Source organism: Allobosea sp. CCNWLY174, from assembly GCF_037120455.1.
Taxonomy (GTDB): domain Bacteria; phylum Pseudomonadota; class Alphaproteobacteria; order Rhizobiales; family Beijerinckiaceae; genus Allobosea; species Allobosea lupini.
On sequence record NZ_JBBBBQ010000013.1, the window covers coordinates 42,292 to 66,093 of the forward strand.

Below are 23,802 nucleotides of genomic sequence, written 5' to 3' on the forward strand. Positions count from 1 at the left end.
ACAATAAAGCCGCTCCTAGCCGTCCTCCACTGCGTTACGGTCCCTTCAGGATGCAGGTCGAGCGCCTCCGGTCTTTCGACTGCCATCGAGGCCGCGATGGGCGATAGCCTCGAGCAACCAGAAGGAACTACGACATGGCGATCATCGGCAGCTTCACCTCGAACGGCGACGGCTTCAACGGCACGATCAAGACCCTCAACCTCAACGTCAAAGCCAAGATGGTGCGCCCGGAGCGGTCATCGGAGAAGGGCACGGCCTTCCGCATCCTCGCAGGCGCTGTCGAGTTTGGCGCGGCCTGGCAGAAGACCTCGGACGAGGGGCGCGACTATCTCTCGGTCAAGCTCGACGATCCGAGCTTTCCGGCTCCCATCTACGCAAACCTGATCTAGGTCGAAGGCACGGAAGGCCTCCAGCTCATCTGGTCTCGCCCGAACCGCAACTGACCCCAGTGCAAGATGGCCCCGCCGTGAGGCGGGGCCAATCCACCCGCTCCGCGACCGTTTGGCGAAAACCAACCCGCCCTTCCACTTCGTCAGTCCCCTTGTTGGTTCGAACCACAGCCGATCCTTAGGTGCCGTCAGCGCTCGGATTGTGATTCAAACAACCGCCGCCTCGCTGAACGTGCGGGCAGCGGCTCGTGGTTCAACCACATCCGGGAGCTGTTGGTTCAAACCACACTTCGGCCTTCGCGCGATCTGAACGGTGCAGCCGCCCTGGTGCTTCCCGCGTGAACTGGAGGGGCTCTCTGGTTGTGCCATGGTACGGCCGGCGGAGCCCGCCTCAAGGACGCGCGGTACCCCCAAAATGCTTCGCATTTCGGCTCCCCCACGGGCCGCCTCTGGCGGTCGGCTTACGCCGATCCTTGACCCGGTCTCCACCGACGCGTGGCGCGCCTTCGTCCACTCGAGACGAAGGAGGTTCTCATGACCATGCCGATCGATCAGCAGATTGCCGAACTCAAGGCCGAGCTGGCCAATGCCTGCCTGACAACGCGCGAGCGCCGCGAGGCGAAGCGCGAGCTTGAATTCCTGATCGAGCAAGACCGCAGCGATGCGGAGACGGGGTACTTCGCGGATGTCGAGGGTTGCGCCGCAGTCCACGCCGCGGAGCTCGCCGCTCTGCCATTCTGAAAATCACGATCCGAGACGGTCGGTCTGACGCCATGCGCGTCGGGCCGGCCTTTTTGTGTGTCGCCTGGCCTGCGCTTGCTGCGCTGCGCGCCGGCCCGGGCGTCTTTGACCTCTCGCCGATTTGGTTTGAACCACACCGTCACGTCATCGCCGCGATCTCCGCCCACAACACGCTCTGATTGAATTTGTCGGGACACTATCGCGTTCGCATGAAGACCATCGTGATCAACAACCAGAAGGGCGGCGTCGGCAAGACCACGCTGGCCGTGCATCTCGCCTGGCACCTGTCCGAAACTGGCGGCCGCGTGCTGCTAATTGACGCCGATGCTCAGGGCAACGCCACCGATACGATGAAGCGTCATCGTGGTGAGGTGACTGCTGCCGCGTTGTTTCGACAGGGCAGGGCGCCAGTCACTGGCGGCGTCGACGGGATCACGCTCGCGGCTTCTGACAGCTCCCTCACCGATGTCGATCGCGGCGATGCCGCGGGCATCCAGCAGTTCCGCGACAACCTGCAGGCTGGCAGCGCGGCGTTCGATGTCTGCGTCATCGATACGCCGCCATCTCTGGGCTTGCGCAGCGTGGCCGCGCTGGTTGCAGCGAGCCATGTGCTGTCGCCTATCTATCTCGAGGATTATTCCGTGAAGGGCGTGAAGGGCCTGCTCCAGACCGTGATCGGCGTGCAGAAGCGCTATGGCCGATCCGACTTGAAGTTTCTCGGACTGCTGCCGTCGAACTTCAACACGAAGTCGCCGCGTCAGCGAGCGCATCTCGACCAGCTCTTGCGCGAGGCCGGGAGATACGTTTTTCCAGGCCACATCGTTGCACGTGACGGCTATGCGGAAGCGGTCGCCGAGGGCATGCCCGTCTGGAAGCTGAAGAAGCGCTCGGCGCAGGACGCCGGTCGCGAGATCCGTGTCGTGCTGTCGCGCATCGTCGAGCAGATGGGTTGATGGCATGGCGCTGGATCTGAGCTTCAAGGACCTGGCGGATGTCGCCGCGGATGGAACGTCAGATGGCCGGCCGCTCAAGGTGGCTCTGGAGCTTATCGACGAGGATCCCGATCAACCGCGTCGGGAGTTTCCGGAGGACGAACTGCAGCACCTTGCTGCGTCAATCCGGATTGATGGTATTCTCCAGCCGATCGTGGTCAGGCACTCAGAGCAGGCCGGGCGCTTCGTCATCGTCATGGGCGCGCGGCGCTACCGTGCGGCGAAGCTCGCCGAGCTGGTAGAGGCGCCTGTCTTCGTTCAGGACGCCGCTGGGGCGAACCCTTACGCGCAGATGGTCGAGAACATTCAGCGCGACGATCTCAAGCCCAGCGAGATCGCGCGCTTCATCACGGCGCGGCTCGAGGCTGGCGAAAATCAGACCGAGATTGCACGGAGGCTGGGCAAACCGCGCGACTGGGTTTCGCGCTATGCGGCGGTGCAGAAGATGCCGGGCTTCTTGCAGGACAAGCTCGCCGCCAGTTCGATCCGTGCGGTCTACGAGCTCTACCAGGCGTGGCGGCAGCAGCCATCTGACGTGGAGCGAGCAGTTAAGGAGCGCGATGCGTTCACTGACGCGCAGGCCCGAGAGTTTGCATCCGCTGTCCGGTCGCCCGTCGAGCCAGCGGCAGCGCCCGACACCGCAGCAGGGGATGGGGCCAAAGATGCCCGAGCGCCAGAGAAAGATCGCGCATCGGCTCGCGAGAAGCCATCCTCAAATTCACCAACAGCGCCGTCTGGAATGGGCAAGAAGGGCAAGCCGGTTGTGCGGGTGTGCGCCGCCAAGCGCAGAGGAATGCTGGTCCTCCATGCAGGCGCTGATGTCGGACGGGGGTACGCCCGCGTCACCTTTGATGACGGGGGAAGCGAGGATGTGCCTGTTGGCGAGTTGCGGATCGAGGCAGTGTTGATCGGCTAAGCAACTCGGCCTCCCGTGTCGTTTTCCAAAGTGTGGTTTGAACCACGTCTCTCCCGCAGTGACCTGTTCTCTCCACAGCGTCCTTTTCGTGACGGTTCGCTGTGAGCAGTTCCCATCTAGCAGCGGTGACGTCTTCGCGAATCGTTAGCCGAGGTGGATAGTTGAGAGTGTTTGGGTTCTTTTCTAGTGCAGGATAGGCTTGCCGCCAGCGATTTATTACACCACTTTGGCCTATCGACGTGCTTCGCCGCGTCCATGGTTCTCGTCACTGCCGAGAGGAAGTCTAGATGCCGACGCTGACGTTGCGGGTTTCGGACGAGCTGGCGCTGCAGTTCGCGGCTTTAGCGGCGACTGAGGGCGGCAAGTCGGCGCTGATCCGCCGGTTACTCGAGAGCGCCGTCGGTGCGCCGGAAACGAAGCGCGGACCGGTCGCCGTCGGCACGCCTCAGAAGGTAACGGTGCGCTTCCGTGAGAGCGAACTTCGTCAACTCGGCGAGCTCGCAGCGGCGCGAGGGATGACGCGGACGCAGTGGATCACGTCACTGGTGCGATCGCGCTTGGGCGCGCCAGTGCAGCAGTCGGATGGCGAGCGCGAGGAACTGCGCTCGATCGCGCGTGAGCTGAATCGGATCGGCGGCAACATCAACCAGATCGCGCGGGCTGCGAACACCGGGGAGAGCGAAAATACGGGGGACTCCATGCCTGGGCTGGACGAAGCTCGCCTCGCGCTCGAAGCGCTGCAAGGTGAACTGAAAGGCGTGGTGGATCGGACGAGCACCTATTGGGAGGGCCGGTGATGAGCGGGAAGCATGCACAAGAGCTGCTCGATGATTTGCCGCCGATCTCCTATGTCTGGCAGACGCCGGTTCGGCGGCCGCGCGTGTCGGAGGCGGATATTCCTGATCCGGTCGCGCCGCAGCGCGTCACGCCGGCGATGCGGGCGCGGCTCGAACGGATCGTCGGTCGCGCGCCGGAGGTCATGGTCAAGATCACCGGGCGCACCAAGGACGCCGGGCACCTCAAGTCGCATCTGGAATACATCATGCGCAATGGCGAGCTGACGGCGGAGACCGAGCAGGGATCGCTCATGCAGGGCAGAGAGGGACTCAAGGACCTGCAGTCGCGCTGGACTGAAGACGCGGTGCTCGACGACAAGCGCCGCCGCGACGGCTCAGTCTCGGTCAATATCATCCTGTCGATGCCGCCGGGAACAGATCCTATGGCGGTGAAGGACGCCGTGCGGGCGTTTGCGATCGAGACCTTTGGAACGAACCACGACTACGTTTTCGTCCAGCATCTCGACGACAAGCATCCGCATGTGCATCTGACAGTTCGGTCACAGGGCTACAATCGTAAACGGCTGAACCCGCGAAAGTCCGATTTGGCGACCTGGCGCGAGCGGTTCGCTGCTGAGCTTCGATTGCGGGGCGTAGCAGCCGAGGCGACGCCGCGGCGGACGAGAGGCAAGGTGCGCAAGCACGACAAGGGGACGGTGGTGGCGCTTCGGCGTCGCGGTGTGGTGCCGGAAGCCGACAAGGGAGCGCGGGACGATGTTGTTCAAGCTGCCAAAGGCGGTGCCTCGGGCCCGCGTCCCTGGGAATTCAAAGTGCGCGAGCGGCAGGCAAAGATCAGGGCCAGATATCTCGCTCACGCGAAGGAACTTGACCTGAGCGGAAAGGGCAGCGATCGAGCGCTGGCGACGAAGGTGCGGGAGTTCGTTGCCAAGATGCCCAACCCGGAAACGCGGCGGGAACAGCTGAAGCGTGAGTTAGCTGCCACTGCCGTACGAGGGCGGTTGAGCCGGGATCAGGCAGCAGATCGTCAAGGCCAAAGTGAACCCGTGAAGCGGCAATAAGCCAAGCGACATCTATCTGAACGCGGAGGCGTAGCGCGACACAGCATCGGCAACGATGATTTTGTCGGTTCTGACAACGAACATCGTTGCCCCACGCGCGAGCCAATCGTTGCGCTGGCGGCCGGCTTCGACCGGGTCGTGATTGAACACCGGGGCCATCACCGGCACGCGGTTGGCCTGGGCGGCGGCGAGCATTCGGTCAATCGCCGCGCGCGCCTCGGGAGCGGGCGAAGCTGCCGTCGCTGCGCTGGGACTTGTCGAACTCCGGGATATGCGGCTCGATGCCACGCTCGTGCACCAACCAGGCGAGGGTTTCGGCCGAGCCGTAGGGCGCTGTCGGCGGCGAGCTTGGCCGGCCAGAGGCCGAAGCGCTCCTGCGTCCGGTCGAGCATGGTGCGGGCCGATCCGAACTTGAGCCTGCCGAATGGCGCGACTGGCCTCACCGGGACCGAGTACGTCATCGATGGCGGGACCGTGCGACGGTCTAGGTGAAGCTCACGACGACGTTGTGCTCTCCGGGGCGGCGACCGGCCCCGGCGCTGCCCCTGCCGCGCCGCCGGCATGGCGGTAGATCGCGTCGGGAAGCTGCCTGACCAGGCGATTGAGCTCGGCGAGGTGGCCGGGCGTCTCCCCGGAGGCCAGGAGCAGTTTTTCGTTCAGGCAGCCCGCACGGAAGCGAAGGCTGTCGCCGTCCGGGGTGAGCGCGATGATCACCTGGCGCTCGTTCTCGGGATTGCGGGTGCGATGCAGCAGGCCGGCTGCTTCCATCCGCTTGAGCAGCGGCGTCAGCGTACTGGACTCCAGGGCCAGTTGCTGGGCGATGCCGCCGACGGTCTGGGCATCCTCGCGCCAGAGCACGTTGAGCACGAGATACTGCGGGTAGGTCAGGCCGAGGTCATCGAGCAGAGGCTTATAGGCCCGCTGGATCGCGATCTCCGCGGAGTAGATCGAGAAGCAGAGCTGATCCTCCAGCGGGACTGGCGGAGCGGTAGTGGCTTCGGTCATCGGCGGGCCTCCCGTTACGGTTCACGGAACCGTGATCTCGAAAACATATATCGCGACAAATGTCAGATTGACAAGGATGGCGGTAATCGGCACAACTGTTATCGCAATAACAATTAGCGCCACAATCAATCAAAGGAACGCTGTCATGCCCAAGTCCATCCGCAACACCCTTCTCGCCGCAGCCGCTATCGGCAGCCTGTCGCAAGCCGCTCTCGCCCAGCCCGCAACCACGGCGCAGCCTGCCAAGAACGTCGTCCTGGTTCACGGCGCTTTCGCGGACGGATCGGGATGGCGGGGCGTTTATGACCTGCTGACGGCGCGCGGCTATCGCGTGACGATCGTCCAGAACCCGCTGACCTCGCTCGAAGAAGACGTCGGAGCCACCAAGCGGGCACTCGACCGGCAGGACGGCCCCACGATCCTCGTCGGCCATTCCTGGGGCGGCACTGTCATCACGGAAGCTGGCGTCGATCCGAAGGTCACAGGGCTCGTCTACGTCTCGGCTCTGTCTCCGGATGCCGGCGAGACGACGGCCCAGCAATACGAAGGCTTTGCCCCGGCGACCGAGTTCGTACTCGACAAGACGCAGGACGGCTTCGCCTTCGTCGACCGCGCCAAGTTCAAGGCCGGCTTCGCCCACGATGCCAGCGACGCCGATGCCGCCTTCATGCGGGACTCGCAGGTGCCCATCAACCTGTCCGCCTTCGGCACCAAGCTGAAGAACGCCGCCTGGCGGACCAAGCCGAGCTGGGCTGTGATCGCCAGCGAGGACAAGGCTTTCGACCAGGCGATGCTCGACCACATGGCCAAGCGCATCGGCGCCAAGATCACGAAGGTCTCGGCCAGTCATGCACTCTTCATGACCCAGCCGAAGGTCGTGGCCGATGTGATCGACCAGGCCGCTCGGCAGGCGGCGCCTGCCGCAAAGTAACCGGCCAGCCGCATTCAGCTGCTCTCAGGGCAGCCCCAAGCAATCAAGAAGGACCGAACGATGACTGACAATCACGCTCCTGGCGACGCCGGGGGTTTCGAACGACGCGCGCGCGAAAATCAGGCTGAACGCCGCGCCAATCTCCAATCGACCTACGACTTCATCATCTGCGGAGCCGGCTCGGCAGGATCCGTGATCGCGCGTCGCCTGGCCGACAACTCGGCCTGTAGTGTTCTGCTGATCGAGGCCGGGCCGGATGACGAAGCGGAGTCAGTGCTCAACCCTTCTCTGTGGCCCACCAATCTCGGCTCGGACCGCGACTGGGGATTCCAGGCCGAGCCCAATCCGCATCTGGACGGCCGGGCGCTCTCGATGTCGATGGGCAAGGGCCTTGGCGGCGGCTCCAGCGTAAACGTCATGGTCTGGGCCCGCGGCCATCGCAGCGACTGGGACCACTTCGCCGCCGAGACGAGCGATGCCGGCTGGAGCTACCGCTCGGTGCTCGACATCTATCGCAATATCGAGAACTGGCAGGGCAAGCCGGATCCGGAATACCGGGGCACCACCGGCCCGGTCTGGATTCAGCCCGCGAAGGATCCAAGCCCCATCGCCAGCGCCCTGCTCGATGCGGCAGAAGGCCTCGGCATTCCCCGCTTCGATCATCCCAATGGCGCGATGATGGAGGGCGAGGGCGGGGTTGCCTACTCCGACATGCTGGTTCGGGAGGGTAAGCGGCACTCCCTCTACCGGGCCTATGTCCGGCCGATTGCCGATCGCCCGAACCTGACGATCCTCACCGAGACGAACGTACGGCGAATTCTGTTCGACGGTCGCCGCGCCGCCGGCGTCGAGATCGAACGCGCCGGCACGATCACAGCGGTCTGGGCAGGAACAGAGATCGTGATCTCGACCGGCGCGATCAATACGCCCAAGCTGCTGATGCTGTCAGGGATCGGCGATCGCGACGAGCTTAGGCAGCTTGGCATTCCTGTCGTCCAACACCTTCCCGGTGTCGGCCGCAATCTGCAGGATCACGTCTCCTTCGGGTGCACTTGGGAATACCGTGAGCCGATTCCTCCGCGCAACAGTGGCAGCGAGGCGAAACTCTACTGGAAAAGCAGTCCCGACCTCCCCGAGCCGGACTTGCTCTTCTGTCAGGTGGAGTTCCCAGTACCGAGTGAGCGGACGGCAAAGCTGGCGGTGCCGGCCCATGGCTGGACGATGTTCGCCGGACTTGCTCGGCCCTACAGCCGCGGCCGGATCCGCCTGAAATCTGCCGATCCCAGCACCATGCCCATCGTCGATGCCAACATGCTGTCGGATCCGCGCGACCTGGAAGCGGCTCGCGCCTGTGTGAAGCTCAGCCGGGAGATCGGTCGCAGCCAAGCCTTCCAACCCTTCGTTAGGGGTGAGCGTATCCCCGGCGACGATCGGTCAGTCGACGACTCGTTCATTCGGGACGCAGCGGTGACCTACTGGCATCAATGCGGCACTGCGAAGATGGGGTCCGATGACATGTCGGTGGTGGACGCCAAGCTCGCGGTTCACGGGATCACAGGCCTTCGGATTGCCGATGGCTCGGTACTGCCGCGCGTCACGACCGGCAACACCATGGCCCCCTGCGCCGTTATCGGCGAGCGCGCTTCCGACATCTTGCGGCGGCAGTACGGGCTGTAGGCCGAACTTCCTAATCAAACCATGCTGACGCGCGCTGGCCGCGCTTCAGCAACCACTAAGTGGCGCTGGGGCGCGCATCTCCGGGCAATTCCGTTCGATGGACCGGCCGCGATGCGCCGATTGCGTCAAAAAGGTCAGTGGCAATACTTCGTGTGAAATCGTCCGGTCGGCGCGTAAAATTCGTGTCTGCGCTGACAGCCAGGTCCGTCGTAGAGGGATTTTCCCGAAGAATTGAAGAACCATTTTCCCCGAGCGCTGGGTGTGCCTCATCCCTGGCCGCATGCGCCTGCGCCAGGACGACACGGCCTCGCTTAATATCCTCGCCCGTCGCGCGTGTATGCATTCGGAGACCCTGCCGTGCCCCAAGTTCCGGGTATTGCTAAGAGGCTTTTGCGTCGATCGACTTTTCAACTTGGCCAGGGGGCAACTGACTTGAAGAATATTGCCTTTGATAAGTTGGACTGCTGAGACCTGCCGGATTAATTCGAGAAGCGGGCTCTGTGGTTGCTAATGAGCTGACGGATCGATCGCCACTCGGCATCCTCGGCGGATTGCTTCATCAACGTCCAATCATCTATCCTGCTGCCGAAGAGGGGAGGCAGATGAGCGAGTATGATTGGCGCGGCTATATCGACGTAACGGATATCCCGCTGGCGCGCCTGGTGGTCGAAGCGTTCCGGCTCTCGTTGCCCGTTGGCCGAGGCTACGAAGCCCCATTCATGCGAGCGCTTTCGGAGGAAGAAGCATTACAATCAGTCCAATATCACACTAATTGTGCCAGCGTAGACTATATTTACGGCCGCGCGGTTAAGCTGTTGGTTAGATTTGATCACAATACAGGCCGAGCGTACCTACCAGTGGAGTGGCCCTATCATAACTCTGAACAGCTTAGCCGACTGATTGAACGTGCTGGGCTGCATGACGTTCAACCAGATCTCCTTTATGCCTCCAAACACGCTCTGGAGAGGGTGAAAGATGAAGAGGATAGCGCACGCAAGCGCGATCTGATTGTTCTTGTTGAACTGGCCGAACGTATGGGTCGAAGCCGTTTTGATCGCGTACTTGTAGATGCAACTTCGGCTTGGGGCATCGCCGCGATGCCTCATTTACTCTCAGCGGTGCGTCAGGGCTGGGCGCGTACAACCGATTACAAGCTGTTCTCGCTAACCGATGCCGGTCGAACTGTTTGCGCCCAGGCTATCAAGAAAGCGGGCGGCGCCGCCGATTGATCGATCTCAAGCTAGGCGGCTGCGGCGCTGGACTCAGCACAAACCGCCGGTACGAGTGACCCCCGCGGTGATGTCTGAGATCGGGCCCACGGGCCGTCGTTGCATCGACTGCTCGCCGGTGGCCCGCAGTTTCAACGTTCGGAAGATGAACGCGAGCACGCGGCTTGAGCCGTTCGCCTACTGGCCGGAGCCCGCGACCGGTGTGGTTCCCGGCTCCCTGGTTGTATCGCCAATGGCAATCGGATCGGCGCACACGATCGCGCCAGCCCGAAGGACCCGATTCGAAACGTGGGTTTTGTATTCTTCCCATGTCCCGATCGGCGCTTGGCACGCTCCGCAACACACGGTCGCCGAAGCGTACAACGAGCTGGGCAGCGAGACGGCAGGCGAGCCACAGAACTGACATTCAAAATCTCGGTGCACGCTCATGCAGACCTCCCTCGCGACGCTTTATACGCGCGATCATGGGATGGGTTCCCACTCGGACTACAGAGCGCACAACGCGCCACAAATGCTGGCGCTAAAGCGGTGCCGATCGAAATTCCCAAGCACGCGCAGCCATCACGCTCTGGAGGCTTCGCCGGACGTCAGCTTCTGCAATCCTACTTCGTCGGAGTGGGAGCGGCGTTACCGCCTTCGCTCGCCTCTATGGGCTGATTGCCTCGCCCGCAGGAGTTGTCGAGCACATCTCGGCCTTGGCGACGATGATGCCGGCCGACGCCTACGACCTCATCCGCGAGCAGGCCTTGAAACTGACGGCCCAAGGCTATGGCAAGCTGCTGCTCGCGATTAAAGCGGCTGCCAGCTGCCCGACCGGGGATAAGGAACACGGCCAGCGTAGTTACGCGCCCCAAGCTGACGATGCGAGGCCAGAAACAAGACGTCTTCGTTTGGAACTCCCTCGGGACCTGCCGGTTCTTCTGAGGTGGCATGATCGAGGATGATGTGCAAAGCGGCTCAGCTGGAACTCCGCGGATATACTATCTGCATCCGACGCTCGGTGGCGGACCTGAGACCTGGGATGGCCATCTCCTACGCGCTCAGCGATTGGGGTTTTCTCATATCCTTTTGGCGTGGCCCTTCTCTGCATCGGACGATCTTTTTCTGACCCATGACATTGATTCAATCGCCGGGCAGCCGGCGTCCGGCGTGCTTGACAGGCTGAACAGCCACTGTCGGGCACACGGCCTGCAGCTCTGGATCGATGTTGCTATTGATCGCGCTGACGGTACGGGCCCCTTCGTCGCACAGCACGAGGACTGGTGGCACGAGGCCGCCGCGGCCAATCTCGATCCTCGCACGATCCATCGCCAGCATGAGCAAACCGTCCGATTTGTCGATGAAGCTGTGCGCCGGGAACTGACTTTGTTTTGGCAGGATCGCTTGCTGCGATGGCAGCGGGCAGGGATCAGCGGTATCCGCTGCCATAACGCGGCCGAGCTCGATCTCGAGTTCTGGCAGGACATCCTCCAGCCGGCGCAGGACGCGCAGGGGTCCTTTGCTGCCTTTGGGTGGATGCCAGGGCGGCCGCGGCCAGACCTGGTCGAGGCTACCAAGGCTTTCCAATACCTGCCCTCGTCTGTGGCGTGGTGGACGGGCGGTGAACACTGGCTGATGCAAGAGTACAACGATCTTGCGGGAAGCGCGCCATTGATCGGCTTTCCGGAGGACCCGTTCGGCGGACGCATCACCGAGCCGGCCGCCATCAATCTCGATCGTCGGCACAGCCTTGCGGTGAGTGCGGCTGCACTGCTGGCCGACGGGTGGCTCATGCCGATGGGGTTCGAATTCGAAATGGAAGCGCCCTTCATCGAAGCCCGTCGAGAGGATTTTGAGGAAGCCTCCTCGCACAGGACGGACGAACTGCAAGAGCAGATCAGGGCGCTCAACCGGGCTGTCGCGACAAATTCGGCCGCTGCCATACGGTCTATGCGAGGGCTGGAACTCCGCAGCGATTTCGCTGCGATTGTGCGTGTCGAGGATGAGCGCCCGGCTCGGCTCGTTTTACTCAATCGAGATCCGATCAACGCGTGCGAGCCCGATATGGATCGGCTGGCGGCAAAGGTCGAGGCGAGGCCACAGGGGACGAATGTCGACCGTCGTTTGCCTTCGGCTACGGGCAGTCAAATCGCGCTCTCAAAGACCCGGCCGGTACAGAACGAGACCGTCATGCCACCGCAGGAGTGGATGGGTCTCCATGCCGACAGGTTGGCTATCGAGGCCGTGACACCAGCGGTCGACAATGGCCGCTTTGCGGCCAAGCGCACGGTTGGTGACGTCGTCGCGGTCGAGGCCGACATCTTCAGCGATGGTCATGACGTGCTTGCGGCCGAGCTGCGCTGGCGCGCCGTCGATGAGAGCGAATGGTCGCGCGCGCCGATGCGCTTGCTGGTCAACGATCGCTGGCGCGGCGAATTTCCGCTGCTGCGGACGGGCCGCCATGTCTTTGCGATCATGGCCTGGTGGAGCGAATTTGGCACATTCCGGCGCGATCTTGGCAAGAAGCACGCGGCCGGCGTGCCGATCGCGCTGGAGCTCCGGGAAGGGCGGCTGATCCTCGAAAAATTTGCCGCAACCGCACCAGCTGCCGACAGGCCGGTCATCGAGCGGCACCTGCAGCAGCTCGTCGGAGCAGACAGCGATCAGGTCGCCAACCTGCTCTCGGACGAGCTCGGGCTCGCAATGGAGCGCGCCGATCCACGGCCCCATACCATCCGCTCCGAGATATACCCGGTCGATGCCGATCGCGAGGCCGCCTCGTTTTCAAGCTGGTACGAACTCTTTCCGCGCTCGATCACCGACGATCCCGCGCACCATGGCACGTTTCGAAATGTCATCGGCCGCCTCCCGGCGATCAAGGCGATGGGCTTCGACGTGCTCTATTTCCCGCCGATCCACCCGATAGGCACGACCAATCGCAAGGGCCGAAATAATACGCTGACACCAGCGCCTGATGATCCCGGCAGCCCCTATGCCATCGGCTCGCCGGAAGGCGGCCACGACGCCATCCATCCGGAACTCGGCACGCCAGAGGATTTCCGCGCTCTGGTCGAGGCGGCGGCGAAGCACGGGCTCGAGCTAGCGCTTGACTTCGCGATCCAATGTTCGCCCGACCACCCCTGGCTCCGCGAGCATCCTGACTGGTTCCAATGGCGGCCGGATGGCTCGATGCGTTATGCCGAGAACCCGCCGAAGAAGTATCAGGATATCGTCAATGTCGACTTCTATGGGCCTGGCGCGATTCCCGGCCTCTGGCTGGCCCTGCGCGACGTTGTCCAGCATTGGGTCGATCAGGGCGTTCGCATCTTCCGGGTCGATAATCCGCACACCAAGCCATTCCCGTTTTGGGAATGGCTGATCTCCGATATCCGTTCACGCGATCCGGGCGTCATTTTCCTGTCGGAAGCGTTTACACGACCCAAGGTGATGTATCGCCTCGGCAAAGTCGGCTTCACCCAGTCTTATACTTACTTCACCTGGCGCAACAGCAAAGCTGAGCTGACGGAATATCTGACGCAGCTCAACGAAGCGCCGGTGCGGGACCTGTTTCGGCCGCACTTCTTCGTCAACACCCCCGATATCAATCCGGCTTTTCTGCAGAGCTCAGGGCGGCCGGGCTTTCTGATCCGCGCGGCGCTGGCTGCGACATTGTCCGGCCTGTGGGGGGTCTATTCCGGCTTCGAGCTTTGCGAGGCCGCGGCGATCCCTGGCAAGGAGGAATATCTCGACAGTGAAAAATACGAGATCAAGCCGCGGGATTGGCAGGCGCCGGGCAACATCATCGCGGAGATTACCCGGCTCAACCAGTTGCGGCGCAGCCATCCAGCGCTGCAAAGCCATCTCGGCCTGACCTTCTACAATGCGGCGGACGACAACATTCTGTACTTCGGCAAGCGCGTCGGCAGCGCATCCGAGATCATCCTAGTCGCGATCAATCTCGACCCGTTCGGCGTGCATGGCGCCTCGATCGAGGTTCCGCTCTGGGAATTCGGACTGCCGGATCACGGCACCGTCGCCGTTGAGAACCTGATGCGCGGCGCCCGCTTCGACTGGCATGGCAAATGGCAGACGATCCGGCTCGATCCGCAGGACACGCCCTTTGCGATCTGGCGCATCACGCCCGGGAGCAGGTTTCAATGATGGATGCGAGCCTTATTCAGACCGTCGCGGCGGACGCGGCCGATCCGCAATGGTACAAGGATGCGGTGGTCTACCAGCTCCATGTGAAGTCGTTCTTCGACGCGAACGGCGACGGTATCGGCGATTTTCCGGGGCTCATGGCCAAGCTGGACTACATCGTCGAGCTCGGCGCAACCGCCATCTGGCTGCTACCGTTCTATCCTTCGCCCCGCCTCGACGACGGTTACGACATCTCCGAGTACAAGGCCGTCCACCCCGACTATGGCACGGCCGCAGATGTCAGGCGTTTCATTCGCGCGGCCCATGAGCGGGGGCTGCGCGTCATCACCGAACTCGTCATCAACCACACCTCGGACCAGCACCCCTGGTTTCAGCGGGCGCGGCTGGCCAGGCCGGGCTCGGCGCACCGGAACTTTTATGTCTGGTCCGACGACGACAAGCTCTACTCCGGCACGCGCATCATCTTCCTCGACACCGAGCGCTCGAACTGGACCTGGGATCCGGTGGCGAAGGCCTATTTCTGGCACCGCTTCTATTCGCATCAGCCAGACCTCAACTTCGACAACCCTGCCGTTCTCAAAGCGGTTCTGGGGGTGATGAAGTTCTGGCTCGAACTCGGCGTCGACGGCCTTCGTCTCGATGCAGTCCCCTACCTGATCGAGCGCGACGGCACTTCGAACGAGAATCTGCCGGAGACGCACGACATCTTGCGGAAGATCAGGGCCGAGCTCGACGCCACCTTTCCCAACCGCATGCTGCTGGCCGAGGCCAATATGTGGCCGGAAGACACCCAGGCCTATTTTGGCGCCGGCGACGAATGCCACATGGCGTTCCATTTCCCGCTGATGCCGCGGATGTACATGGCGATCGCGCAGGAGGATCGCTTTCCGATAACCGACATCATGCGGCAGACACCGGATATTCCGGAGAATTGCCAATGGGCGATCTTCCTGCGCAACCATGACGAGTTGACGCTCGAAATGGTCACGGACAAGGAGCGCGACTATCTCTGGAACTTCTACGCGTCGGACAGGCGCGCACGCATCAATCTCGGAATCCGGCGAAGGCTGGCGCCGCTGCTCGAACGCGACAGGCGCCGGGTCGAGCTGATGACCAATCTGCTGTTGTCGATGCCGGGTACGCCAGTGATCTATTACGGCGACGAGCTCGGCATGGGCGACAACATCTTCCTTGGCGATCGCGACGGCGTGCGCACGCCGATGCAGTGGTCGCCGGACCGCAATGGCGGCTTTTCGGTGGCCGATCCCGCCAGCCTCGTGCTGCCGCCGATCATGGACCCGCTCTATGGCTTCAGCGCCGTGAATGTCGAGGCGCAGACCCGCGATCGCCATTCCCTGCTGAACTGGACCAGGCGCATCCTGGCCGTCCGCAAAGAACACAAGGCTTTCGGCCGCGGGACGCTGCGCTTCCTCTATCCGAAGAATCGCAAGGCTTTCGCGTATCTGCGAGAGCATGACGGCGAAACGATACTTTGCGTCTCCAACCTCTCGCGCTCGGCGCAGGCTTTCGAGCTCGACCTATCGGAGTTTGCCGGCCGCCATCCCGTCGAGATGCTCGGCAATTCGGTCTTTCCTGCCATCGGTCAGCTCACCTATCTGCTGACACTGCCGCCCTACAGCTTCTACTGGTTTCTCCTGGTGGAAGGTGCGCAGGCTCCGTCTTGGCATGCGCAGGCGCCGGAGCCGATGCCCGACTACACGACCTTCGTGCTGCGCGGCGGGCCTGACGAGATGATCACGCCGCAGCACCGGCGCGAATTCGAGACCAATATCCTGCCGCCCTACCTCGCCAAGCGACGCTGGTTCGCGGCCAAGGACCAAAAGCTCGACAGCGCGCGCGTGGCGCTGACGGCGCGCATTGGCCCCAATCGGGAGATGGCGCTCGTTGCGGTCGAGGCGACGCATGGCGGCGGCGGCGAGCGCTATCTTCTGCCGCTCGGCATCAGCTGGGATGAGGAGGTCACCACAGCGCTGCAGCAGCAACTCGCTCTTGCGCGCGTGCGCCGCGGTCGGCGTACCGGATTTCTCACTGATGCCTTCGCATTGCCGGGCTTCATTCATGAACTGCTTCGCCTCCTCAAGGCGGGCGCGGAAGTCAGGAGTGCGTCGGGAGTGGTGTCATTCAAGCCGACAGCGGCGTTTGGCGCCGTCGAGATCGTGCCGGAGGATCCAGTGCGGTGGCTTTCGGCCGAACAGTCGAACTCCTCCGTCGTCGTCGATCACAAGGTGATGCTGAAACTGTTCCGGAGGCTCGCGCCTGGCCGCCATCCAGAGGCGGAGATGATGCGCGCGCTGACCGAGCGCGGCTTTGCCAACGCGCCGGCTCAGCTGGGCGAGATTGTCCACGTGCCGGAGGAGGGCGAGGAGGAGGTGCTAGGCGTCGTCCAGGCGTTCATCCCGGGCGAGGGTGATGCCTGGGATTGGGCGGCGTCCTATTTGGGCCGGGTTCTCGACGAGCTCTCGCGCGAGGGCGCCGATCTCGCCGACCTGCTTTCGACCTTTGAGAGCTTTGCCGCTATCCTCGGGCGCCGCCTCGGCGAGATGCATGTCGCACTGTCGCAGCCGACCGACGACGGCGCTTTCGCCCCGGTTTCGGCCGACGACGCACAGGTCGAGCGCTGGGTGAAGCGGATCGAGGGTCGCGTCCTGACGGCTTGCGAAAATCTCGGCCGACAGCGTCATCAGTTCGGCGAGGACGAACGGGTCCTGGCCGACAGCGTCCTGTCGCGCCAGAATGCCTTGGTCGCTCTGGTGAAGCGGCTGTGCAAGGCCGGGCGAGGAAGCCTGCTTCATCGTATCCACGGCGACTTTCATCTCGGCCAGACCCTGGTTTCGAGCGGCGACGTCATGATCATCGATTTCGAGGGCGAGCCTTCGCAGCCGCTGGCGGAGCGCCGGGCCAAGGACAGCGGCTGGCGCGATGTCGCCGGCATTCTGCGCTCGTTCGATTATGCGCTCGAGGCAGCACGCCGCAGCCCTGCCGCGGCAAGCCACGACGGCGCATATGCCACCCTTGCGGCCGCGTTCAGGGAGAGAATGCCTCAGGCGCTGTTGCAAGCCTATTCAGAGGCGACCGCCGAACGGCGCGGCGATGGGTCCAAGGATGATAGAGCATTGCTCGATCTGTTCATGGTCGAGAAGGCCGCCTACGAGATCAATTACGAGGTTAGCAACCGGCCTGACTGGCTCGGCGTCCCCTTGCGGGGGTTGACCGACCTCATCGACCGATTGCTGAGCGGGAAAGCTGCGAATGAGTAATCGGACACTGGAGCGGATGCCGCCGCTGGATCCGGAGATCGCGGCAGCCCTGGCGCGCGGGCAATTTGGTGATCCCTTCGCTGTGCTCGGCCCGCACCCGGGCCCTGACGGAAGGTTCGTGCGCGTATTCGTGCCCGGCGCCCAGTCCGTCGCGGTGATGCAAGGCGAACACCGCGAGCGGATTGAACTGTCCACCCGCGATGCGGCCGGGCTCTTCGAGGGCCCGATCGGGGAAGGCGCCTACCTGCTCGCAATCTCCTGGCCGGGTGGCGAGCAAATCACTGAGGACCCTTATGCCTTCGGCCCTATGCTAGGAGATTTAGATCTCCATCTGATCGGCGAGGGCCGGCATCAGCGGCTCGCGGATGTGCTCGGTTCCAATCTTGCGATGGTGGACGGCGTGCCTGGCGTGCGTTTCGCTGTCTGGGCTCCCAATGCCAGCCGAGTGTCCGTGATCGGCGGTTTCAACAGCTGGGACGGGCGACGCCATGTCATGCGGCGGCGCGGCGGCAGCGGCATCTGGGAACTTTTCATACCGCGGCTCGGCAGCGGCGAACTGTACAAATACGAGATCGTCGACCGGCACGGCCAAGTCTTGCCGCATAAGGCAGACCCGGTGGCGCGGACGGCCGAGCGCCAGCCGGGCACGGCTTCCGTCGTGCCGCGGCAGCCCTCCCATGTCTGGCGCGATGACGCATGGATGAGATCGCGCGCCGCGCGGCATAAGGAGACGTCCCCCATCTCGATCTACGAGCTACACGCCAGCTCATGGACGCATGCTTCGGACGGAACGACGCTAGACTGGCGCGGTCTGGCGGCTCGACTGGTTCCCTATGCGAAGGAGATGGGCTTCACTCATGTCGAGCTCTTGCCCGTGGCGGAGCATCCGTTCACAGGGTCTTGGGGCTATCAGCCGCTCGGCCTCTTCGCTCCGACCCGGCGTTTCGGCGATCCGGAGGACTTCGCGATCTTCGTCGACGCCTGCCACCAAGAGGGCATCGGCGTGATTGTCGACTGGGTGCCGGCGCATTTCCCTTCCGACGCGCATGGCCTGGCGCGCTTCGACGGAACCGCGCTCTACGAGCACGAGGATCCCACCGAGGGGTTCCACAAGGACTGGAACACGCTGATCTACAATTTCGGTCGCCGCGAGGTCGCAGGCTTCCTGATCGGCAGCGCGCTGCACTGGCTCGAGCATTTTCATGTCGACGGCCTGCGGGTCGATGCCGTGGCCTCGATGCTCTACCGCGACTACAGCCGCAATCCCGGCGAATGGCGGCCGAACATCCACGGCGGACGCGAAAATCTCGAGGCTATCGACTTCCTGCGCCATCTCAATGAGGTGGTGGTGGAGCGGCATCCCGGCGCCATCATGATCGCTGAGGAATCGACGGCCTGGCCCGGCGTCACGCGTCCGACCGGCGAGGGCGGCCTCGGCTTCCACTACAAGTGGAACATGGGCTGGATGCACGATACGCTGCACTATCAGGCACGCGATCCGATCCATCGCAGGCACCATCATCATGAGATGACCTTCGGCCTGGTGTATGCCTTCGCCGAGCACTTCGTCCTGCCGCTTTCGCACGACGAGGTGGTGCACGGCAAAGGCTCGCTGCTCGGCAAGATGCCAGGCGACCGCTGGACCAAGCTGGCCGGGCTGCGCGCCTACTTCTCGTTCATGTGGACGCACCCGGGCAAGAAGCTGCTGTTCATGGGCGGCGAGATCGCCCAGGAGCGCGAGTGGAACCACGACGGCGAAATCGATTGGGACCTGCTCCAGGATCCCGGCCATGCGGGCGTGCAGCGCCTGATCAGGGATCTCAACCGCATTTACCGCGAGCATGCGGCGCTGCACGCCACCGACTCCGACCCGAATGGCTTCCGATGGGTGGTGCAGGACGATCGCGACAACAGTGTCTTCGCTTTTGTCCGCCAGAGGCCTGGCTCTCCGACGGTGCTCGTGGTGGCGAACCTGACACCTGTGCCACGATCGGGCTACCGGCTGGGCGTGCCGGGGGCGGGCACGTGGCGCGAAGCGCTCAACAGCGACTCGGCCTTCTACGGCGGCTCCGGTGTCGGGAATGGCGGCGGTGTCCGGGCGATGGATGCAGCCAGTCACGGCTATCCGGCCAGCCTCGATCTCGTATTGCCGCCGCTTGCGACGCTGGTTTTCGTCGCCGAGACGTGAGTCGGTGCGCCCATGAAGCGAGAGGTTAGCCATGCTCGATGCCAGTCATGACATCGCTGCCGCATCCCCAAGCGCGATACCTCGCTTCGGGGCGTGGCGAGAGAAGAACGAAGCCGTTTTCCGGATCTGGGCGCCGGCCATCGCAAGACTCTCAATCGAGATCGATGGATCTGCCGGGGTGGCAATGGCTCCGCTCGCCAATGGCTGGCATGAATACCGCGCAGATCTCCCCTTCGGAACGCGCTATCGCTATCGGCTGCCTGACGGCACCGCCATACCTGATCCGGCCTCGCGCCGGCAGGAGGGCGGCGTCCATGGCGAAAGCGTGTTGGTCTCGCCGGACGATCATGTCTGGCGCTGCCCCGACTGGCGCGGCCGGCCCTGGCGGGAGACGATCCTCTACGAGCTGCATGTCGGCCTGCTCGGCGGCTTCGTCGGGGTCGAGCGCGAACTGCCGTGGCTGGCGGAATTGGGCATCACGGCGATCGAACTGATGCCGATCGCCGATTTTCCCGGCAGCCGGAACTGGGGCTATGACGGCGTGCTGCAATTCGCGCCCGCTGCGGCCTACGGCAGCGCGGCTGAGCTCAAAAGCCTGATCGACCGGGCTCATGAGCTCGGCCTCAGCGTTTTTCTCGATGTTGTGTTCAACCATTTCGGTCCTGATGGCTGCTATCTGCACACCCATTCGCCGGAGTTCTTCAAAGCCGGAAGCCAGACGCCCTGGGGGGCTGGCATCGACTTCGATCGGCCCGAGGTTCGCGCCTTCTATCGGGCTTGCGCGGTTCAATGGCTCGACGAGTTCCGCTTCGACGGGCTGAGGTTTGATGCGGTCCACGCCATTCCCTCCGCCGAGTTCCTGCTCGAGCTCGAGCAGGACATTCGCGCGGCACTGCCGCGCGAGCGGCACATTCATCTCGTCGTCGAGAACGAGGACAATGACGCCGATCTACTCGGCGCCTATGACGCGCAATGGAACGACGATTTTCATCACGCCGTGCATGTCCTGCTGACCGGCGAGACGCAAACCTATTATGCAAGCTTCGCGCCGGCGCCTTTGCGCCATCTCGCCCGGATCCTCGAGAGCGGCTTTGCCTTCCAGGGCGAGGTAACGCCGAGCCGGGGGCGGCCGCGCGGGAAGCCGAGCGGCCATCTCGCGCCGAGCCGCTTCGTCAATTGCCTGCAGAACCACGACCAGATCGGGAACCGGCTTTTCGGCGAGCGACTGCTCGCTCTGGCGGAGCCTGCCAAGGTCAAGGTCGCAGCAGCGCTGCTGCTGCTCAATCCGCAGATACCAATGCTGTTCATGGGCGAGGAGCACGGCAGCCGCACGCCTTTCTATTACTTCACCGACCACAACGAAGAGTTGGCCCAGGCGGTCCGCGAAGGGCGCAAGCGCGAATTCGCGCATGACGACCATGGCAGCGACCCGCTGGCGCTCGATCCGAACGCAGCCGACACCTTTGAAGCCTCGCGACCGCAGCCGGGCGAGGATGCGCCTGATTGGCTCGCACTCTATCGCGAACTGATCGGAGTCCGGCGCGGCCTGATCGTACCCGATCTCGACAATTGCCGCAGCACGGGCGCCGTGCTGCTCGGCGCGCAGGCGCTGAAGGCGAGCTGGCGCCTCGGCAGCCGCTCGCTCGTTCTGTTCGCGAATTTTGGCGAGGAGGCGGTCAAAGCACCAGCGCCCGCCGGCCGAGCGATCTTCTCGCTTGGAATTGCCGGCCTCGAAACCGATGCGGTGCAACTCGAGGGTCCGTCGTTCCTGGCTCTTCTGTCCGACTGACGACGCTATCGTTCGGCGATCGCGATGCGGCAGGGAAAATCACTGCCGGCCGCCCCCGGCGCCAAAGCATGACCGGACACTGAGCCACCGATGAGCGGCGTCCATTCGCCGCCGACAGCCGGCAGTTCGATCGCCGTGTCCTGCCACCACGCAGACGGAAGCGTCAGCGTCGGCGAGACCATCGCGGCGCATCGCAGCGGCGCGACGACGAGAATAGCGGCATCCTGCGTCTCGCGCACGAAGGCGACGACATCATCCTGCCGCGTGCCCGTGATCGACAGCGGACGATAAGGTGACCCGATAAAGAGATCCGGCTTTGCACGCCTCGCCTGGAGGAGCCGATGCAGCACCTGCTGCTTGAGCCGGCCGTCGCGCCAACGATGGCGGAGCATGTTCTCGTCCGCTTCCGATCCCAGCGCCTGTATGCGCGCTGGGAAGTCGACCGGCCGGCGATTGTCCGGGTCGACCATGCTCAGATCCCAGAACTCGGTGCCCTGATAGGTATCAGGCACGCCCGGCGCCGTGCATTGCAGGATCATCTGCACGATGCCGTTGAGCGCAGCGGCCGGCGCGATAGTCCCGACATAATCCTCGATCGATCGAAGGAACGTCGCGCTGCGCGAGGCATCGAGCGCGGCTCGCAGGAATAGCTCCGCAACCTGCTCATAGCTTTCGTTGGGAGAGAGCCATCCGGTCTTCAGCTTCGCCTCGCGCAAGGCCTTGCGCCACCAAGCGCTGAGCCGATCGGCGAATTCGCCGGCCACGGCCGAGCCATCAAGTGGCCAGCTGCCAACGAGCATCTGGTAGAATTGGTATTCGTCGCCCCTATCGAGCTCGGCCCGGCGGATGGCATCGTTGACGGCGAACCAGCCCTCCACCGTTTCTCGCCAGCGCTGCGCATCCTCGCTGATCACGGCGAGGCGTGCGCGGACATCGGCGCCGCGCTTGTGGTCGTGGGTGGCGAGGGCCAGCATCGAGTGCGGCTGGGCCTCGACCCGCTCTCGCATCAGGTCGTGGAATTCCGTGACAGACAGCGACAGCCGCGCCGCGTCGAAGCCGACGTCGTTGCGCGAGAGCAGGCGCCCATACCGATAGAAGGCGGTATCCTCGACGCTGCGTGCAGCCAATGGCGAGGTCAACTGGTTGAAACGTTGCACGGCCGCAGCGCGAAGGTCGGCCGGAAGCTCGGACTCGCGGCCGGTCATCGCCGCGCCGATGAAGTCGAGGGCGAGATGTTCCGCCTGCGGCTGCGCCCGCGTCGTTTCGAGCGCGTCCTGGAAGAACGGCCCGGGATCTTCGATCCCATCCGCGCCGATCAGATAGGTGCGGTAACTGTGCATGTTGCAGACCAGCGCCGCCGTCGCCCGCCGCATGGCGCCGCGCGGAATGTCGACGTCGCGGCCGGCGGCCGCCGCCAGCGCCATGAGCCGGTCGACGACATATTCGAGCTGCCCCTCGAAGCCGTGTTCGAGGACCTCGCGCCGGGCACTCTGCTCCTCGTCGGAGAAGGCGGCCGGCCGGCCGCTGACCTCGGACCAGAGCGACGCCAGGGCCGGTTCGGCGCGGCCGTCATGGAGCAGGGCCGCGACCTGGTCCATGAAATCATAGCCGGTGGTGCCGTCAACGCCCCAATCGGCGGGGAGATGCTCGCCGGGCGCCAGGATCTTCTCTACGATTAGCCAGGCCGGGCCTGGTGTCGCCCAGCTCGGACGGCGTGGCGACAAGGTTTCCAGCCGCGCGCGCAGTTTCGCGCAATAGCCCGCAGGATCGGACAGCCCGTCGACATGGTCGATCCGAAGGCCGTCGATCAACCCTTCTTCGTAGAATGCGAAAGCGAGGCGATGAGCCGCCTCGAACGCGTCCGGTTCTTCGATGCGGATACCAGCAAGCTGTGTGACCTCGAAGAAGCGACGCCAGTTCAGTCGGTCGGAGGCGTTGCGCCAGTAGTCGAGATGGTAATGCTGGCGCTCGATCAGGGCACGGAGACTTTCACCGTCCCACTCGGCTTCGGCGCCTCCGGCCGCCCGGATTTCGGCATCGTCTTCCTCGCGCACGGGAAACAGATGCTCGCTATAACGCAAGGCAAAGCCCTGCCGGGACGGGTCGTCGACCAGCGCGATCTTGCCCTGATCGAGTGCATCGCCAAAGGGCTCGCCAAGAAACGGCAGATGGATCCGCCCGGCGAGGACCGGATCGCCCTCATCGAAATCGACGTCAAACCAGGTTGCAAAGACGCTGCCTCGCCCCCGCTTGAGCAGGTCCAGCCACATGGCATTATCATCGCCGCCCACCGCCACATGGTTCGGCACGATATCGAGGATGATGCCGATGCCTTCGCAGCGGAACGCCTCGGCCATCGCGCGAAAACCCTTGGCGCCGCCAAGCTCGGGATTGATCTCGTCGTAGCTAATGACGTCGTAGCCGTGCAGCGAACCGGCACGCGCCGCAAGAATGGGCGACGAATAGACATGGCTGATGCCGAGCTGCCGCAGATAGCCGGCAAGATCGCAGGCCTTCGAAAACGGAAAGTCGCGGTGAAACTGGAGGCGGTAGGTCGAGACCACCGCGTTGAGTTGGTCCAAGGTGATTCTCCCGGCTCGAGCGGCGTCGATGCCCGCGCCTCGTCAACGTTCGAGATCAGCGGCGGTTCGGCCGCTTCCGCAGCGGTCAAA

Annotated in this window: 17 protein-coding genes and 1 pseudogene; 14 read left to right on the top strand and 4 right to left on the bottom strand. The window is 63.7% G+C overall.

Features of this window, described 5'->3' with window-relative positions; all coding sequences use genetic code 11:
* Positions 1-134: 134 nt before the first annotated feature.
* The 6 genes from V7S63_RS26420 to V7S63_RS26445 all read left to right on the top strand — a co-directional run bounded on the left by V7S63_RS26420 (position 135) and on the right by V7S63_RS26445 (position 4,893).
* Positions 135-389, top strand: coding sequence for a DUF736 domain-containing protein (locus V7S63_RS26420; RefSeq protein WP_336532486.1), 255 nt, complete (start codon positions 135-137; stop codon positions 387-389).
* A 534-nt stretch (positions 390-923) separates the two neighbouring features.
* Positions 924-1,130 carry a hypothetical protein gene (locus tag V7S63_RS26425; protein ID WP_091842635.1) on the top strand — a complete coding sequence of 69 codons (207 nt, stop codon included), beginning with the start codon at positions 924-926 and terminating at the stop codon, positions 1,128-1,130.
* A 209-nt stretch (positions 1,131-1,339) separates the two neighbouring features.
* Complete coding sequence (locus V7S63_RS26430) at positions 1,340-2,083, top strand: ParA family protein (protein WP_336532487.1); 744 nt, start codon at positions 1,340-1,342, stop codon at positions 2,081-2,083.
* A 4-nt stretch (positions 2,084-2,087) separates the two neighbouring features.
* Positions 2,088-3,038, top strand: a complete 951-nt coding sequence (locus V7S63_RS26435) for a ParB/RepB/Spo0J family partition protein (protein WP_336532488.1) — start codon at positions 2,088-2,090, stop codon at positions 3,036-3,038.
* 287 nt (positions 3,039-3,325) lie between these two features.
* Positions 3,326-3,835 (top strand): plasmid mobilization protein, encoded by a 510-nt coding sequence (locus tag V7S63_RS26440; RefSeq protein WP_336532489.1) that lies wholly within the window; start codon positions 3,326-3,328, stop codon positions 3,833-3,835.
* Positions 3,835-4,893, top strand: a complete 1,059-nt coding sequence (locus tag V7S63_RS26445; RefSeq protein WP_336532490.1) for a relaxase/mobilization nuclease domain-containing protein — start codon at positions 3,835-3,837, stop codon at positions 4,891-4,893. Before V7S63_RS26440 ends, V7S63_RS26445 begins: the two co-directional genes overlap by 1 nt.
* Positions 4,894-4,905: 12 nt before the next feature.
* Here V7S63_RS26445 and V7S63_RS26450 read toward each other — a convergent pair whose 3' ends face one another.
* The 3 genes and pseudogenes from V7S63_RS26450 to V7S63_RS26460 all read right to left on the bottom strand — a co-directional run bounded on the left by V7S63_RS26450 (position 4,906) and on the right by V7S63_RS26460 (position 5,898).
* The gene (locus V7S63_RS26450) at positions 4,906-5,088 is read right to left on the bottom strand and encodes a hypothetical protein (RefSeq protein ID WP_336532491.1); all 183 of its coding nucleotides are present in this window, start codon (positions 5,086-5,088) and stop codon (positions 4,906-4,908) included.
* Positions 5,089-5,113: 25 nt separating this feature from the next.
* Positions 5,114-5,334: pseudogene (locus V7S63_RS26455) on the bottom strand (IS5/IS1182 family transposase); the annotation flags it as partial.
* A 54-nt stretch (positions 5,335-5,388) separates the two neighbouring features.
* Complete coding sequence (locus V7S63_RS26460; RefSeq protein ID WP_336532492.1) at positions 5,389-5,898, bottom strand: MarR family winged helix-turn-helix transcriptional regulator; 510 nt, start codon at positions 5,896-5,898, stop codon at positions 5,389-5,391.
* 145 nt (positions 5,899-6,043) lie between these two features.
* On the opposite strand from V7S63_RS26460, the gene V7S63_RS26465 reads away from it, so the two are divergent.
* From V7S63_RS26465 to treZ, 8 genes are all read left to right on the top strand, one after another.
* Positions 6,044-6,829 carry an alpha/beta fold hydrolase gene (locus V7S63_RS26465; RefSeq protein WP_336532493.1) on the top strand — a complete coding sequence of 262 codons (786 nt, stop codon included), beginning with the start codon at positions 6,044-6,046 and terminating at the stop codon, positions 6,827-6,829.
* A gap of 60 nt (positions 6,830-6,889) precedes the next feature.
* The gene (locus tag V7S63_RS26470; protein ID WP_336532494.1) at positions 6,890-8,506 is read left to right on the top strand and encodes a GMC family oxidoreductase; all 1,617 of its coding nucleotides are present in this window, start codon (positions 6,890-6,892) and stop codon (positions 8,504-8,506) included.
* A gap of 602 nt (positions 8,507-9,108) precedes the next feature.
* Complete coding sequence (locus V7S63_RS26475) at positions 9,109-9,735, top strand: hypothetical protein (protein ID WP_336532495.1); 627 nt, start codon at positions 9,109-9,111, stop codon at positions 9,733-9,735.
* A 707-nt stretch (positions 9,736-10,442) separates the two neighbouring features.
* Positions 10,443-10,679: a hypothetical protein gene (locus V7S63_RS26480; RefSeq protein WP_336532496.1), complete on the top strand. Its 237-nt coding sequence runs from the start codon at positions 10,443-10,445 to the stop codon at positions 10,677-10,679.
* Positions 10,666-13,875, top strand: coding sequence for an alpha-1,4-glucan--maltose-1-phosphate maltosyltransferase (locus V7S63_RS26485; RefSeq protein ID WP_336532497.1), 3,210 nt, complete (start codon positions 10,666-10,668; stop codon positions 13,873-13,875). Before V7S63_RS26480 ends, V7S63_RS26485 begins: the two co-directional genes overlap by 14 nt.
* Positions 13,876-13,889: 14 nt before the next feature.
* Positions 13,890-17,153, top strand: a complete 3,264-nt coding sequence (gene treS / locus V7S63_RS26490) for a maltose alpha-D-glucosyltransferase (protein ID WP_336532547.1) — start codon at positions 13,890-13,892, stop codon at positions 17,151-17,153.
* A 16-nt stretch (positions 17,154-17,169) separates the two neighbouring features.
* Positions 17,170-19,341 (top strand): 1,4-alpha-glucan branching protein GlgB, encoded by a 2,172-nt coding sequence (gene glgB, locus V7S63_RS26495; protein ID WP_336532498.1) that lies wholly within the window; start codon positions 17,170-17,172, stop codon positions 19,339-19,341.
* Positions 19,342-19,372: 31 nt separating this feature from the next.
* On the top strand, positions 19,373-21,130 hold the full coding sequence (gene treZ / locus V7S63_RS26500; protein WP_336532499.1) for a malto-oligosyltrehalose trehalohydrolase: 1,758 nt from the start codon (positions 19,373-19,375) through the stop codon (positions 21,128-21,130).
* A gap of 5 nt (positions 21,131-21,135) precedes the next feature.
* Here the strand turns inward: treZ and treY are convergent, their stop codons facing one another.
* Complete coding sequence (treY, locus tag V7S63_RS26505; protein ID WP_336532548.1) at positions 21,136-23,694, bottom strand: malto-oligosyltrehalose synthase; 2,559 nt, start codon at positions 23,692-23,694, stop codon at positions 21,136-21,138.
* Between the last annotated feature and the right edge of the window lie 108 nt (positions 23,695-23,802).